At 67.0% G+C, this 13,947-nt stretch carries 12 protein-coding genes; 10 read left to right on the top strand and 2 right to left on the bottom strand.

Annotation, left to right across the window (positions count from 1 at the left end):
* The first annotated feature begins 697 nt into the window (after nt 1-697).
* The 6 genes from rpoD (at nt 698) to RBB46_RS21680 (ending at nt 9,019) form a co-directional block, all read left to right on the top strand.
* Nucleotides 698-2,746, top strand: coding sequence for an RNA polymerase sigma factor RpoD (rpoD, locus tag RBB46_RS21655; RefSeq protein WP_306031136.1), 2,049 nt, complete (start codon nt 698-700; stop codon nt 2,744-2,746).
* Nucleotides 2,747-3,120: 374 nt separating this feature from the next.
* A complete protein-coding gene (locus RBB46_RS21660) occupies nt 3,121-4,665 on the top strand; it encodes a DUF930 domain-containing protein (RefSeq protein WP_306031137.1) in 1,545 nt (514 codons plus the stop codon).
* Between the two features lie 129 nt (nt 4,666-4,794).
* Nucleotides 4,795-6,921, top strand: a complete 2,127-nt coding sequence (locus tag RBB46_RS21665; RefSeq protein WP_306031138.1) for a hypothetical protein — start codon at nt 4,795-4,797, stop codon at nt 6,919-6,921.
* A 126-nt stretch (nt 6,922-7,047) separates the two neighbouring features.
* On the top strand, nt 7,048-7,437 hold the full coding sequence (locus tag RBB46_RS21670) for a DoxX family protein (protein ID WP_306031139.1): 390 nt from the start codon (nt 7,048-7,050) through the stop codon (nt 7,435-7,437).
* A 95-nt stretch (nt 7,438-7,532) separates the two neighbouring features.
* Complete coding sequence (locus RBB46_RS21675; RefSeq protein WP_306031140.1) at nt 7,533-7,883, top strand: helix-turn-helix transcriptional regulator; 351 nt, start codon at nt 7,533-7,535, stop codon at nt 7,881-7,883.
* A 71-nt stretch (nt 7,884-7,954) separates the two neighbouring features.
* The gene (locus tag RBB46_RS21680) at nt 7,955-9,019 is read left to right on the top strand and encodes a permease (protein ID WP_306031141.1); all 1,065 of its coding nucleotides are present in this window, start codon (nt 7,955-7,957) and stop codon (nt 9,017-9,019) included.
* 10 nt (nt 9,020-9,029) lie between these two features.
* Here the strand turns inward: RBB46_RS21680 and RBB46_RS21685 are convergent, their stop codons facing one another.
* Nucleotides 9,030-9,905, bottom strand: a complete 876-nt coding sequence (locus RBB46_RS21685) for a LysR family transcriptional regulator (protein WP_306031142.1) — start codon at nt 9,903-9,905, stop codon at nt 9,030-9,032.
* A gap of 125 nt (nt 9,906-10,030) precedes the next feature.
* Here RBB46_RS21685 and RBB46_RS21690 point away from each other — a divergent pair, with 125 nt between their 5' ends.
* The gene (locus RBB46_RS21690) at nt 10,031-10,741 is read left to right on the top strand and encodes a glutathione S-transferase family protein (RefSeq protein ID WP_306031143.1); all 711 of its coding nucleotides are present in this window, start codon (nt 10,031-10,033) and stop codon (nt 10,739-10,741) included.
* 12 nt (nt 10,742-10,753) lie between these two features.
* On the opposite strand, the gene RBB46_RS21695 is transcribed toward RBB46_RS21690, so the two are convergent.
* A complete protein-coding gene (locus tag RBB46_RS21695; protein WP_306031167.1) occupies nt 10,754-11,299 on the bottom strand; it encodes a TetR/AcrR family transcriptional regulator in 546 nt (181 codons plus the stop codon).
* Between the two features lie 476 nt (nt 11,300-11,775).
* Here RBB46_RS21695 and RBB46_RS21700 point away from each other — a divergent pair, with 476 nt between their 5' ends.
* The 3 genes from RBB46_RS21700 to RBB46_RS21710 all read left to right on the top strand — a co-directional run bounded on the left by RBB46_RS21700 (nt 11,776) and on the right by RBB46_RS21710 (nt 13,889).
* Nucleotides 11,776-12,207, top strand: coding sequence for a VOC family protein (locus RBB46_RS21700; RefSeq protein WP_306031144.1), 432 nt, complete (start codon nt 11,776-11,778; stop codon nt 12,205-12,207).
* A 145-nt stretch (nt 12,208-12,352) separates the two neighbouring features.
* Entirely contained in the window at nt 12,353-12,763 is a 411-nt protein-coding gene (locus RBB46_RS21705) for a ketosteroid isomerase-related protein (RefSeq protein WP_306031145.1), read from the top strand.
* Between the two features lie 28 nt (nt 12,764-12,791).
* Nucleotides 12,792-13,889, top strand: coding sequence for an FAD-binding oxidoreductase (locus RBB46_RS21710; protein ID WP_306031146.1), 1,098 nt, complete (start codon nt 12,792-12,794; stop codon nt 13,887-13,889).
* Nucleotides 13,890-13,947 lie beyond the last annotated feature (58 nt).

Here is a 13,947-nt window from a genome sequence, read left to right on the forward strand (position 1 = left end):
CTCTCGGGCACGGCGGGTGCGGGGGGCAGGCTGTCGGGCGGGGCAATGGCGTCATCGCCGCGCTGACCCGGGCCGGCAACATGGCTGGGGGCAAGCAACCTATTCGATTGACTGGTCACGAATCACTCTTGCGAATCCGGACCTTTGCGCTAAATAAGCAGATCAGGCAGCATCCGGCGCCGCGCCAGGCCATTCATGCGAAGCCCAGGGCCCAATGAGCCCGCATCGGGACGTAATGCATGATCAGGGACCGACAAGGCGGCACGAAATCAACCCGCTGACCTATACCCCATGCGGAACCGGACGGCCGGAGCGTTATGCGCCGGCCGGTCAAGTCCGGTAACACTCGCGGCTTGTCGAACCGATTTGCAGGGTTAAGTGGCACTTAACGGACATCGACTAACACTGATGATCGAACGGCGCCGGGCGTGTTCCACGGGATGGCGTGCGGCCCTTGGCTTGCGCGCCTCGATGGAATTGGCGAGCCGTTCGGGTGCCCGGCGACGGGCCGTGAACTGAATTTTCCGGTCCCGCCGGCCTGGGCGCGTTGGCGACAGGGGGAGGGGCCGGGCCTGGAAACGCGATGGCCGCCGCGTCCGCTCTCATGCGGCGGCGTGACGGGAACGCGGTTTCGGGCGCATCCAGGATCAAACGCGACAGCGCCAGGCCCGTTCGGGCCGGGGGGCCGGAGAAGACAATGGCAGCGAAATCGACGCAGGCTGAAGAGAGCCAGGAACCCGCGACCGAGACCTCTGACGGTCCGCTTCTGGATCTGTCCGATGCCGCGGTCAAGCGGATGATCAAGCTCGCCAAGAAGCGCGGCTATGTGACCTACGAGGAGCTCAACGAGGTCCTTCCCTCCGAGGAAGTGACGTCGGAGCAGATCGAGGACACGATGGCGATGCTTTCCGACATGGGCATCAACGTCATCGAGGAAGAAGAGGCCGAGGAGGCCCAGGCCGACGACAACCGCGAGGGCGGCGAGATCGTCGAGGCCGGGCCGACGGCGGTCGCCAAGACGCCGGCCAAGGAGCCGACGGACCGTACCGACGATCCGGTGCGGATGTATCTGCGCGAAATGGGCTCGGTCGAGCTGCTGTCGCGCGAGGGCGAGATCGCCATCGCCAAGCGCATCGAGGCTGGCCGCGAGGCGATGATCGCCGGGCTATGCGAGAGCCCGCTGACCTTCCAGGCTATCATCATCTGGCGGGACGAACTGAACGAGGGCAAGGTCCTCCTGCGCGACATCATCGACCTCGAGGCGACCTATTCGGGGCCCGACTTCAAGCCGGAAGGCGCGGAGGACGAGAGCGAGGACGGCGACGAGGACAGCACCGCATCCGGCGAGGGCAACGGCGAGGGGGAGCGTCCGGCCGCCAAGGATGGCGACAGCAGCGCCAAGGGCGAGAATGGCGCCGACGGCGAGAGCCAGACCGAAGGCGAGGGAGAGGGTGACGACGACGACGAGTTCGAGGCGAACATCTCGCTCTCGGCGATGGAGTCCGAGCTGAAGCCGAAGGTTCTGGAGACCTTCGACCGCATCGCCGACGACTACAAGAAGCTGCGCCGCCTGCAGGACCAGCTGGTGGAGAACAAGCTCGCCAACAAGACCCTGTCGCCCTCCCAGGAGCGCCGCTACAAGAAGCTCAAGGAAGACATCGTCGTCGACGTCAAGAGCCTGTCGCTCAACCAGCAGCGCATTGACGCGCTGGTGGCGCAGCTTTACGACATCAACAAGCGGCTGATGGGCTACGAGGGCCGGTTGCTGCGCCTGGCCGACAGCCACGGCGTCGATCGCGGCGACTTCCTCAAGCAGTACCAGGGCAACGAACTCGATCCGAACTGGATCCGCAAGGTCGCCAATCTCGCCTCCAAGGGCTGGAAGAACTTCGTCGCCTCCGAGAAGGAGACGATCCGCGAGCTGCGCCAGGAGATCCAGAGCCTTGCCTCGGAGACCGGTCTGGAGACGGCCGAGTTCCGCCGCATCGTCTCGATGGTGCAGAAGGGCGAGCGCGAGGCGCGCATCGCCAAGAAGGAGATGGTGGAGGCAAACCTGCGCCTCGTCATCTCCATCGCCAAGAAATACACGAACCGCGGCCTGCAGTTCCTCGACCTGATCCAAGAAGGCAATATCGGCCTGATGAAGGCGGTCGACAAGTTCGAGTACCGGCGCGGCTACAAGTTCTCCACCTATGCGACCTGGTGGATCCGACAGGCGATCACCCGCTCGATCGCCGACCAGGCCCGCACGATCCGCATCCCGGTGCACATGATCGAGACGATCAACAAGATCGTGCGCACCTCGCGCCAGATGCTGCACGAGATCGGCCGCGAGCCGACCCCGGAGGAGCTGGCCGAGAAGCTGCAGATGCCGCTGGAAAAGGTCCGCAAGGTGCTGAAGATCGCCAAGGAGCCGATCTCGCTCGAGACGCCGATCGGCGACGAGGAAGACAGCCACCTGGGCGACTTCATCGAGGACAAGAACGCGGTGCTGCCGATCGACGCGGCGATCCAGTCGAACCTGCGCGAGACGACGACGCGGGTTCTGGCCTCGCTTACCCCGCGCGAGGAGCGCGTGCTGCGCATGCGCTTCGGCATCGGCATGAACACCGATCACACGCTGGAGGAAGTCGGCCAGCAGTTCTCGGTGACGCGCGAACGTATCCGCCAGATCGAGGCGAAGGCGCTGCGCAAGCTCAAGCATCCCTCGCGCTCGCGCAAGCTGCGCTCGTTCCTCGACAGCTGACGCGTCGGTCGATCTGGGTTTCAGGCAGTTTAACGGGCCCGGCGGCAACGCCGGGCCCTGTCTTTTGGGCCAGGTCGCTTCGTCTTTCCTGGCGTCATCCCGGCCAAGCGAAGCGCCGTGCCGGGATCCATTGGCAATCCCGGCCGTGATGAGGCGGGAGGGGCCTCGATCACGCATGCGCGAGACGGGCGGCGCGCGCAGGTGCCGCCTCCCATTTTTCCCGAAGCTGGGGTACCCATGGGGTTGCGCCGACATGCGACACGCGGCCGGCCACGGTACACCAGAGAGAGCAACGGGCCCTGACCCTCGACACGCCAAACGACAAGCGCGAACCGGGTTTTGACGTCACGCCCCGTGACGGCGTGACGTTGCCCGTGCCTGTGCCGGTGTCGGTCTCCGTGCCCGTCTCCGCGTCGATGCCGGTTGCCGGGCGCGGCGAACCGGGCGCGGATGTCGGGGCGATGCCGCAGGCCGAGATGCGCGGCGCGGATGACCGGCTCCCGGCGCGCGGGCCGGGCACGCGCGGTGGCGGTGGCATCGCCTTGTCCCTGATGCTGCATGTGGCGGTTGCCTGGGCCGTTTTCTTCGGCGGCGACAGCGTGCGCGAGCTGCGCCCCTTCCTTGATGAGCCGGTCGAGGTGGTGCTGGTCGATTTTCCGGCCGCCGAGGAGGCAGTGCAGGAGGAGCAGGAAGAGGAGGCGGTGCCGGAGGAGGAGACACCGGAAGAGCAGGAGACTGAGGAGGAAGCGGACGCGGCGGCGCCGCCGCCCTTGCCGGAAAACGAGCAGGCCGAGGCCGAACCGCCGGCAGTGGAGGAACCGGAGGAAGAGAAACCGGAAATCGCAAAGCCCGAAGTTGCGGCCCTGCCCGAACCGGCGGTTCCCCCTCAGGCAACGCCGCGCGTTCTGATCCCGGTGACGGAATTCGCCGAGGAGGACGGCGGCAGCTCCGAGCGCGCCGGCGAGACCGGCTTGCGGGAAGGTATCGAGGAGACGCCGGAGGCGGCAAGGGACGAGGTCTCTTCGCAGGCGGAGGCCGGCGAAGGCGTGCAGGGCCGCGAGGATGCAGCCGGCGCGCCGGCTGGCGAGGGAACGGAAGACGGGTTGGAGGAGGGGCGGGAAGACGAGGGCGATACCGGCGGCCTTGCCGATGCGGCGGAGGAGGATACGGCCGGACAATCCGAGGCGGTGCAGGCTTCGGGCGAGCAGGCGGAAGCGGATGCGAATGCCGCCACCGATGCCGAGGTTGCCGATGCCGAGGCTGCCGGGATAGCGGATGCATTGGCGGAGGCGGTCGGAGAGCCCGATGTGCTGGCGGTGCCGGGCGAGGGGCCCGGCGAGGTCGCGGCACCCGCGTCCGGCCTGCCGCCGGCCGATACCCGGGCGCGGCCCCGCGAAAAGCCGGCCGAGTTTGCGGCGCCGGCAGCGGCCGGGGAGCGGATCGATCTTGCCGCGCTTGCCGATCTTGGCGCCCGGGCCGAGGCGGTGTCGCGTGCCCTGGCCACGCGCCGGCGGGCAGGGGGCGGTGGTGAAGGGGGCGGCGGCGGCGAAATCGCCGGCGGCACCACGGCGACGCGGCTGTTCTCGCGCGACTTATCCGATGACCCGCGTATGCGCACGGCAATGAACGGCATGCCGCAGGCCGCCCGCGTCGACCTGCTCTGCATGACCGAATTGCGGGCGCAGCTGCGCACCGCGACGCCGCCCTATCATGCCGACCTTTTGCCCTCCTTCCGCTTCGAGGCGGGCAACGTGCTGCAGCCGCGCCGGGCGGCGTTTCGCGCCGGCGGTCAGTGGTACGAGCTTGCCTTCCGCTGCGAGCTCAATGCCGGCGTCACCCGCGTAGAGAGCTTCACCCACCGGGTCGGCGAACCCGTCCCGCGCGCCGAATGGTCCACGCGCGGCTTCCCGGGGAACTGAGCCCTCGGCGGGCTTCCGCCGGGTGCCGGGAGAGCCCCGAAAGCTTCATGAAAAGAGGTTGTTGTTTCTCCGCGCTCCCGCCAGACTGGCAGCGGGGAAGCGCTGCGGCGCGGCACTGCGGGGGCAGGCTTGGCGGAAGAAGACGAACGGCCGAAGATCGACAGCCGGGAAGCACTGGAAGCGTGGTTGGCAGACAAGCCGGCCGACTGGGCGCAGGTGATCGCCGTGCGTGCAGCACTGCGGGTGTTTCCGCTGGTGTTGGACATCCATGCGGTCTCCGACGAGCGTTTTGATACTGTTCGAAAGCAGGGGTTGATCCTGCAGGTCTTGAGGGCGAACTTCATTTCGCGGCTTGCGCCAAAATATCCAAGCCGCGAAATGACCGTCGCCGCCGACGCCGCCAGAGCCGCCGCCAGAGCCGCCGTCGCCGCCTACGCCGTCAGAGCCGCCGCCGACGCCGCCAGAGCCGCCGCCGACGCCGCCAGAGCCGCCGCCTACGCCGCCAGAGCCGCCGCCTACGCCGCCAGAGCCGCCAGAGCCACCGCCTCTCGCTATGGTCTGCCCGCCGATGTTCAGGAAAGAAACATGTGGTGGGCCGTCGAGAGTGACCGTCACTGGCTTGAGACCTCCGGAAATGATGGGGGACGTGGACTGATTGGTCAGCCGCTCTGGCGTTCGTTCTCGCGCGATGCCTCCCGCTATCATCTGGCGCAACCTGTCTGGGTATCGGCCGAACTGGAGAGATTTGCGTCTGGAGATGGCTTGGGGACAGAATGGCGGCTGATCGTTGACTGGTATCGTGCCTTGCTGCCCGAACCTCGCAATGCGAAGCCGCGTAGTCTCTTTGGCGAAAAAGCGGATATCACCATCGCCACACAGCCGGGTGAGTTCTGGACCGTTACGGAGAAGCGCTCGGCGGAGGACATTCTTGAGGAAATTGCCGAGATCGCGGGTTACCGGCTGCCCACCGCTAAGCGTAGCGAGGGGGATACGGTTCCCGAGTTTATTGTTTCGTTTCTTGAAGTGGTGAGCCGTCCGGTATCGGTTGCCGAAATCCGTGAATATTGCACGACGTTCGAGCCACCACCGCCCAACACCACTATTGGGTGGCATCTGAGCGATCTTGCGCGGAGCGGCCGGGTCATCCGTACAGCGCCGGGTGTCTATGTGCATCCGAAGTGGCATGTTGAGGATGGTGGAACTGCCGACACGTCTGAGGACGGCGAAGCCAAGCTCGCCCACGATGTCGACGACGCCCTGCAAAATGTGGAAGCGCAGGCGCCGGCCGCTTATCGTTTCCGCTGGCAAGACAACCGCTTGGAAGCCGCGCCTCCGGCGGACATCGCGTCCGATCCGGAAGGCGCCCAGATCCTGTTGGACGAGACGCGGCGCAAGGCCGAGTCCCTGGCGGAAAGGTTGGAGCGCAGCAACGCCGATAAGCGGGTCCTTACGTCCGTTCAGGGCCTTCTCTCTGTACTGCCCGAGAATGTTGCGGACTTGCGGCCGGCATTGTTGCGCTCACGCGCCCGCTCGGTGGAGGCTGACGCTCAGGCCTATTCCAGTCCGGGCGACGAGGAACACTTCCTGTATCCGGACGCGCTGGCGGCGCTGATCGACCTGTCCGAGACGGCAAGGGACCTGCAAGGCTATTTTCCCTCTCTGCGCGAGTTGGAGGCCGAGATCACGGCACTCGCCATCGAGCCGTCGGAGGTTGAGGTCGTCAAGGCTCGGCTCGACGAGATTGTCGACGAGGCGGCCGGGCGTCCCGAGGTTGTGGGCCCGTCGGCCGTCGAAGCGCTGCGCACGATGGAGGCATTGGCGACCGAGCCGGCACCTCCGGCCGTGCGGCAGAAACGGATTGCCGACTATGCGCTTGTCGTTCGCAACTCGCTCTCGTCCATTGCGCGGGTTGCTCTCGACAACGCGTTTACTCGGGAGGCCAAGCAACTTGCGTCCGATATTTACGACAAGGCGCGGAGCAAGGTCGTCGATGGCATCGCTGACGGCGCTGGTGCCATGGCGCGACCCGCCACGATTATCGCCATTGCGGCGTTGGTAGGCGGTGTTTTCGGTCCGGTTGCAGGCATTGCCGCAGCGGCCGCAGGCTTCGGCAAGGTGGATCGGTTGCTGAAGCTGGCCGACAAGTGGCTTGAGAAATGGGAGAAGGAAAACACTGTTCCTGACGCTTCCGACGAAGACAAGATCAGCGAAGCCGACAAGCCGGACAGCGACAACGAGGACGCGGTCGAAACCTGAGCCCCCTTTTCCCCTCACATTCGCGTCAGGGGTCTCCCACTTTCGTCGTATTCCGGCATAGGCTGGCATCTGCCGCGCCGGGCGCTGTGCCCAGAACTTCCGGAGCGCGGCACGAAGGAGGGTTGAATGAATTTCCTGAAAGGCTATTCCGCGCCGCTGCTCAGCGTTTTCCGCATCGCGGCCGGGCTTTTGTTCCTCCAGCACGGCACGACCAAGTATCTCAGCCTGCCTGCAACGCAGATGTCCGGCGCCTCGCCGATGACCATGGGCGGGGCAGCCGGCGTCATCGAGCTGGTCTGCGGCGCGTTGATCGTGCTCGGCCTGTTCACCCGGCCGGCAGCCTTCCTCGCCTCGGGCACGATGGCGGTCGGCTATTTCATGGTGCACGCGCCGCAGAACTTCTACCCGATTCTCAATGGCGGCGAACTGGCCGCGCTCTACTGCTTCTCCTTCCTCTATCTCGCGGCGGCCGGCCCCGGCCCCTTGAGCATCGACCGGATGCGCGGCGCCGCCTGAACCGGCAAGCCTGACGGACGGACCTTGCTGATGCGGGCGCGGCGGGATCGCCGCGCCCGTTGACTTCGGGCGAATAAAACCACAAAACTGGTTTTATGGTGATAAAGACATCGAACGACAACCTGCCCGGAACCCGCATCCTCGACATCGAGGAAGCGGCGCAGGGCTTTGCGGCGATCGGCTCGGAGGCGCGGCTGGCCGTGGTGCTGGCGCTGGTCCGTGCGGGCAATCGCGGTCTTAGCGTCGGCGACATCCAGGAACGCACGGGCATGGCCGCCTCGACGCTCGCCCATCATCTGCGCTTTCTTGCCGCCGCAGGGCTGATCACCCAGGAAAAGGCGGGCCGCGCGGTGATCAGCCGCGCCGCCTTCGACCATCTCGACCGGCTCGCCGGTTTCCTGATGAGGGAATGCTGCGCCGAGGAGCGAAATCCCCCGGCAACCTGACCGCCGTCGCAAGACGGGGCAGGTCCGTCCGCCCCGGCTTGCGAAACGCATCGACAGAACGGAGCTGCGAAATGACCGATAGCCTGATGACGCCGGCCGCCGGCCGGCGAACCCTTTCGCATGCCTTCTTGCGGGATTTGAGGGGCGGGCTGGCGCGGCTTGCCTCGCCCTGGACGGCGGTGGCGCTGACGCCGCTCGCGGTCGCCTTTCTCGATTCGGCACGCACCGGCGAGATCGTCGCCTTCGCCGCCAGCGCCTTCGTCTCTACGCTGCCCTATCTCGCCGTCGCGGTGCTGCTGATCGCCTGGCTGAAGGCGACCGGCGCGCAGGCAATCGTCGGGCGCGCCTTCCAGGGCCGCGAGACGCAGGCGATCGTGCTGGCGGCGCTGCTCGGCGGGCTGGCGCCTTTCTGTTCCTGCCAGGTCATTCCCTTCATCGCCGGGCTGCTCGCCATCGGCGCGCCGCTCTCGGCGATCATGGCCTTCTGGCTGTCCTCGCCGCTCATCGATCCGCCGACGCTGCTGATCACGGCGGCCGCGCTTGGCTGGCCCTTCGCGCTGGCCAAGGCGGGGTTCGCCGTGGCGCTCGGCCTTTTCGGCGGCTTCGCGGTCAAGGCGATGGTGGCGGGCGGTGCCTTCGCCGAGCCGGCCCGGGCCGTCGCGGGCGGGTCGTGCTGCCGCAAGAAGGTGTTCGGCGGCGCGCCCGTCTGGCGGTTCTGGCAGGAGGAGGAGCGCGGCGAGGCGTTCCGCTCTGAACTTGCCGCCAACGCGCTGTTCCTGGCCAAGTGGCTGGCGCTCGCCTATGTCATCGAGGCGCTGCTGGTCACCTATGTGCCGGCAGACCTGGTCGCCGGTGTCGTCGGCGGCGAGGGCGTGCTGCCGGTGATCCTGGCCGCGCTGGTCGGCATGCCGGCCTATCTCAACTCATATGTGGCGCCGCCGCTTCTCGCCGGGCTGATGGAGCAGGGCATGACGGCGGGGGCCGCCATGGCCTTCATGATCGCCGGGGCGGTCAGTTCTGTCCCGGCGATGGCGGCGGTGTGGTCTCTGGTTCGGCTGCCGGTCTTTGCAGCCTATATCGGTCTCGGGCTGACGGGTGCGGTGCTGTCGGGCCTGCTGTTCCAGCTCATGAGCTGAGGAGACCGGCTCACGCTTCGAGCAACGCCTCGACCACGGCGCGAACGGACGGCAGCACGCCGCGCCGATGCGGGGTGAGGATGGTGGTCGTGATCGTGCCGGCCCGCCAGCCGGGAAGCAGGCGGACGAGGCGGCCCTCGGCAAGGGCGGTTTGCGCGACAGTCTCCGGCAGGCAGGTGACGCCAAGTCCGGCCTCGGCGGCGGCAAGCAGCATGCCGGCCTCGTCGAGAGACAGGCGCATGCGCGGGACAAGGCTTGCTTGCTCTCCGCTCTCATGGGTGAGGGGCCAGGGAGCATCGCTGCCCGTTCCGATCGTCTCGAAACTCTCCAGTTCCGCCGGTGTTCGCGGCGTACCGGCGCGGGCGAGAAACTCCGGGGAGGCTGCGAGGATTACGGTTTCCACGCCCATGCGCCGCTGCACCAGGCCGGAATCGGGCAAGGGACCGGCATGGCTTCGCACCGCGATGTCAAACCCCTCGTGCAGGAGATCGACAAAGCGATCGCTGACATTGAGGCGGAGCTCGATCTTCGGGTGGCGTTGCATGATCCCGGCAAGGCGCGGAGCAAGGTGAAACCGGGCGACCGGCACCGAGGTCGTCAAGCGGACCAGCCCGCTCGGTTCGGCGAGCCGGCGCTTCACGGCCTGTTCCGCGGCTTCCGCCTCGATCACGGCGGCGCGGGCATGTTCGTAGACGTCGCGGCCGAGATCGGTCAGGTGGAAACTGCGGGAGCTACGCTGCAACAGGCGGGCGCCCAACTGGCGCTCCAGTTCCGCCACCCGCTTGGCTACGGTCGATTTCGGCGCGCCGGTCAGCCGGCCGGCAGCCGCGAACCCGCCGCAGTCCACGGCCTGGACGAAAAAGCGCAGGTCGTTGAGATTGTACACGGATGAATGTCCATATTTGTGGACCTTAAGAGGGCGAACCGCCCTCTACAGCCTGAAGGTCCATGATCGCATATTCCCGGCATGCGGACGAGACCCCTCGTCCCCAACCAAGGGAAGATGACATCATGACCCCCATCCTGTTTTACGGGGTGCCTGCGGGCTGCTCCTTCGGCTCCATCGTGGCGCTGGAATGGCTGCAGATCCCCTATCGGCTCTGCCGCATCGACATGCTGAGCGAGGAGATCCGCAGCGAAGCCTACCAACGCGTCAACCCGGTGGCCGAGACGCCGAGCCTGCTCACATCCGATGGCCGACTGCTGTCCGAAAGCATGGCCATTCTCGGTCATCTCGCACCGCACGGGGTCGGCTCGGGTCTTGCCTTCGCGCAAGGGACGGCCGGATTCGACCGGCTGAACCAGATGCTCGCCTTTCTCAACACGGCGCTGTTCGGCGGCTTTTCCCCGCTCTGGTACGCCTACGAGCACGAGCTTGGGGACGAGGCGAAGGCCGCCTTGCGGGACTTCGGCGCGATACAGCTTGAAAAGGCGCATGCGGACCTTGCCGTCATGCTCGGGGAGGGACCGTTCCTGCTCGGCGACAAGCCGACGCTGGCAGACGCCTATTTCTACGGTATCGCGCGCTGGGCCGACTATCACGGCTTGCCGGACCGGTCTGCCTGGCCGGGGCTGCAGGGCCTGTTCGAGCGGCTCCACGACGACCCGGCGGTGCGTTTCGCCCATGCGCTGGAGGATGGCGAGACGGCGGTGTCGACAGGCGCCTTCCTGGGGCAGGTCAGCCTGGACGAGGCGCTTGGCGAACTTCGTCAGGCGGCCTGATCAGGGGGCACGTCACCCCGGCATCAGGCCGTCGACCAGCGCCTCGAAGACTGCCATGAAGCCCTCTTCCTCCGCGCCGCCGGCGATATCCAGCGCGGCGCGGTCGAAGGCGGCGGACAGCACCGTTGACAGGGCCTCGACCGGCAGGGCGCGGATCGCGCCCGTGCTGGTGGCAATATCCAGCCCTTCGCGGAGGGTCCGGCCAGCATGCAGCGCGTCGATGCGCTGGGCCTCGGCCGGGCCGAGCGCCGCCGGCCCGTCGACCAGCAGGATGCGGCAGCGGCCCGGCTTTCGCATCGCGGCGAAATAGGCGCGGGCGCCGGAAAGAAGTGCGTCCCGGGCGGTGGCACTGCCCACTGAGCCTGCCTCGATCTCGGCGGCCACGATACGGGTCTCGGCCTCGAAGACGGCTGCGAAGAGCGCGGTTTTGTCGGCGAAGTGATGATAGAGCGCGCCGCGCGTCACGCCGGCCTCGGCGACGATCTCCGGCGTTGCGGTCGCGGTGAAACCCTTCCCGGCAAAAAGCCTGCGACCGGCCGCGATCAGTTGCTCGCGCATCTCCGCCGAGCGCTCCTCGTTGCCGCGCCCCTTGCCGCGCCGCCAGTCGGTGCGCGGCGGTGCCGTGTTCCGTCCGGCATCGTTGGCGGCCCTCTCCGACCTTGCGGCTCCTTCCCGGTCATCGTTGTTTCCCGTCATCGTTTCCGCTCCTCGTCCCGCCGTTACTGTCCCGCGATGCCCCGTTTGCCGGGCGCTTCCTGCCCGGGCCTCCGATGTTCGGCGCCTCCGATCCGGAGCTTCCGGCCCGGAGCTTCCGCAACTGTGTTCGCACGGATCGCGTTTCATCAGTTTACATACAGTCAGAATGTATGTATATAGATACAACCAGTATGTATGTGACACGGCGCCACCGGAACCCGCAAGCGGGGCCGGCCGGAAAGCGCTCCGCTCGGCGACAAGCGGAGCGTCCGGGAGGCAGGCTGAAACGAGGCAGACGACCCGAACGGTACGGGCGAGGCAACAGAGGACGAAACGAGATGAAGACGACCAGCTACTATCCGGTTCTGATGACCGGCGACGTCGACGGCACGGCGCGGTTCTACGAGACGCATTTCCGCTTCCACAGGGCCTTTTCGGCCGACTGGTATGTGCATCTCCAGTCGAGCGAGGATCCGTCGGTCAACCTTGCCATTCTCGACGGGCGGCACGAGACGATCCCCGAGGCGGCGCGCGGCCAGTCTGTCGCCGGCCTGCTACTCAACTTCGAGGTGGAGGATGTCGATGCGGAGTATGACCGCGTGACGGCGGCCGGGCTGCCGGTGCTGCTGGCGATCCGTGACGAGGCGTTTGGCCAGCGGCATTTCATCACCCGCGACCCGAACGGCGTGCTCATCGACGTGATCAAGCCGATCCCGCCGAGCGCCGAGTTCCTGGCGCAATATGCCGAGGACGCGGTTCCGACCGCCTGAGGATGGTTGTCGCCGGATCGCTGCGCTCAGGCGTGGAAAGGCTTTCGGCGCGACTTGCCCCGGACCGGGAGGCTGGACGATGATGGTCGTCCAGCCCGTTCGCGCGCCGTGTTCCGCGCGCCGCAAGCCCCGACAGGTTTCCATCATGCCGAATGCCGCCGCCCGCTCCCTCATCGAACGCTATTATGCCGCCTTCAATTCCGGCGACACCGACGCGATGCTGGCGCTCGTCACCGACGATGTCGCCCATGACGTCAACCAGGGGGGCCGGCGCCAGGGCCGCGAACTCTTCACCGCCTTCAACGCGCATATGACCCGCTGCTACCGGGAAGAGCTGTCCGACATCGTGATCTTCGTGAATGCCGAGGGCACGCGGGCGGCCGCCGAATTCATCGTTTCCGGCACCTATCTTGTCACCGACGAGGGCTTGCCGGAGGCGCAGGGCCAGACCTATCGCCTGCCGGCCGGCACCTTCTTCGACATTCGCGAGGGGCGGATCTCGCGGATCGCCACCTACTACAATCTTCAGGACTGGGTCGCCCAGGTCGGCGCCTGAGGCGGCCGGGCGGGTCAAGGAGATCTCCATGAAGGTCATCGTTGTCGGCGCCGGCATTTCCGGCCTGTCCACCGCCTGGTCGCTGGCGAAACGCGGCGTCGAGGTGACGCTGCTCGAGCAGGGACCCGTCCCCAACCCGCTGTCGGCCTCCGGCGACCATCACCGCATCATTCGGCGGGCCTACGGGGCGCAGGGCGGCTACCAGCGACGCATCGGCGAGGCCTACGAGGCCTGGGACGAAATGTGGGACGATCTTGGAGAAAAGCATCTCGTCGACACTGGCTTCCTGCTTGTCTCGCAGACGGGGCGGGATGCGGCCGTTGCCTATCGCGACAGTCTGGTGGCAGGCGGCTATCCGGTGGAGGACATGAGCGCGGGCGAGGCCGCCCGCCGCCATCCCTTCCTTGACGAGGCAACGATCCATTCCGCCGCCTTCAGCCCGGAAGGCGGGGTGCTGCTCTGCCGGCATATCGGTGCGGGTTTGCTGGCCTGGCTGACCCGTGCCGGTGTCGACGTCCGGGCGGAAACGCGGGCGGAGGCTGTCGATCCGGCGCGCGGGGCTGTGCGGCTTGCCGGCGGCGAGGAACTTGTCGCCGATCATGTGGTGGTGACCGCCGGAGCCTGGGTGCTGAAACTGTTTCCGCAGTTGTCCGACCGGCTCACGGGCTATCGCACGGCGGTGGCCTATCTCGCCCCGCCCGCGGATCTGGTTGCCGCGTGGGAGGCCGCGCCGGTCATTCTCGACGTCGGCGGGACGGTCGACGGTTATGTGCTGCCGCCGGTGCGCGGCGCCGGGTTGAAGGTCGGCGCTGGCATCCACAAGGTCCGCGCCGGGGCGGACGAGAAGCGCGTGGCGGAACCGGGCGAAGGCGAACGGCTGCGCGACCATTTTGGCCCGCCCTTCGCGCGGATTGCGGAGTACCGCGTTACAGAGGTCGTCACCTGCGCCTACACGTTCACCTGCGACGAGCATTTCTTCGTCACCGGCGATGAGCGGGCAACCATCGTCTCGGCCTGCTCGGGTCATGGCTACAAGTTCGGCGCCGCCGTCGGTCGCTGGGTGGCCGAAGGGGTGATTTCCGGCGACCGGGCGGGGCTTGCCGGCTGGCTGGAAGCGCGGGACTGAGTGCAAAAAAGCCGCCGCCCCAACAGGGCAGCGGCTTTGGTGCTCTTCCTATCCAAGG

This window comes from Stappia sp. MMSF_3263 (assembly GCF_030733745.1).
GTDB lineage: Bacteria > Pseudomonadota > Alphaproteobacteria > Rhizobiales > Stappiaceae > Stappia.